This window comes from Bradyrhizobium sp. (genome assembly GCF_016462955.1).
In the GTDB taxonomy this organism is placed as follows: Bacteria; Pseudomonadota; Alphaproteobacteria; order Rhizobiales; family Xanthobacteraceae; genus Bradyrhizobium.
Genome location: NZ_JAEMSD010000779.1, coordinates 1 through 1,442, shown reverse-complemented (window position 1 = coordinate 1,442; position 1,442 = coordinate 1). Strand labels below are relative to the sequence as shown.

Genomic DNA, 1,442 nt, shown 5'->3' with positions numbered 1-1,442 from the left:
AATCAGAATCGGCTCCTTCAGCGATTTCGCCATAAAGATGCCGAAGGTAAACTCAGGTCCGATCTTGCCGCCATCCTTGGTCGGTTGATCTCCTCGTGCCCCAAAGCCGGCGGTCAATTTCCCCACACCCTCGCCATTGGCACTGCCATCATAAGGACCGGTCAAGTACGACATCCAGACTCTATCACAGACCCGGGAAGTTCCATCGGGATTGCGCATCTCCTTGAGAATCGGCGCCGTCAGGTGATCCTTGCCGATATGGTCGAATGTGCGTACCTCCGCATGCCCCTCCATGTTCGACTGCCCGGCGAGGATGAAGACTTTGAGCGGTTTCGCTTCCACGCTGGTGGCGGCAACAAGTGTCGTGATGAGGAATATGGCGAGGTATTTCATGATGATATACCTGAAGGCATTTGTTTTCATCGTTGCTACTTGTTTGTGGCTGTTTTGCTCGGCAGTTCGGCTTTTCACTTGGAACGCTTGTCGTCTTTGAGTCGGACAAGTTTCGGAGATTCCGTTGCAGCTTTGATTGCGTTGATCGTTTCGCGGACGCTCTCGCCCTTGATGCGCATCAGATGCGGGGGAAAGTCTTTCTCATCATTCTCGAAGTAGTTCGCAATCGTGGTCAGCTCCGGAATGACTGCCTTGGCGTGGGTGCCATAGGTGAGAAGAATCTTCATCAGCTCAGGGGTGCGATTTTGACTTTCCCAGGGATTCTGATCGCGGGTGTAGATCACCAGAGCGTTCATGCCTTCCTCAATGTGGTACTGCGACAACAGACGCAGGCCTTCCACACGAATCCCATCGGCGAACATCTCGCCGCTAGGCGCGGGCTGGACGATCGCCTCGTGTATGGCAGGCAGCAGAGGCTTGATTTCTTCGAGCGAGAGATGGCGATAGACCGTCCCAATGCTGCCGCGAGCACGACCGTCTTCATTCTTCAGCCCGGCCCGCACGGCCTTGTAGAGCGCGGGGCGATCCACGCCTTCCAGTGAGCGGCCGAGCAATCCGTCATGGTCGAACAGCGCAAACGAAAGATAGCGCTGCTGCATGCCGCGCGGGTCGTTCTTTACATCCTCCCGAGCCAGCAGTTCGAGCAGTTGTGGCACCGCCTTCGTGGCCGGCTCGCCGATGGCCGCCAGCGCTTCAGCCGCCTTGATGCGGAGCCAGATGTCTTCGTGCGATAGCGTCTTCTGCAGGGCATCCACGGCAGGGGCCCCACGTCCGCGGAGGAAGATCAAACCCTGACAGGCACCATAGCGAGCATCGAGGCTGGGAGAGTCGAGCATCTCGACCAAAGGTGTCACGGGAGCATCCTTGCGGCGCCCCAGCGCCATCGCCGCTCGCTCGCGCACGACGGGCGACCAATTGCCAAGGCGCTCGAGGATCTGTTCGTCGCTCAGCGCATCGTAAAAGCTGTTGCGGTCTTTGTTGTTCCAGCC

At 57.8% G+C, this 1,442-nt stretch carries 2 protein-coding genes; both read right to left on the bottom strand.

Annotated features, from left to right (window positions below; all coding sequences use genetic code 11):
* Positions 1-393, bottom strand: a 393-nt coding sequence (locus JHD07_RS38265) for a hypothetical protein (RefSeq protein WP_291631657.1), incomplete at its 3' end; no start/stop codon positions are given.
* Between the two features lie 74 nt (positions 394-467).
* On the bottom strand, positions 468-1,442 hold a 975-nt coding region (locus tag JHD07_RS38260), incomplete at its 5' end, for a HEAT repeat domain-containing protein (protein WP_291631655.1).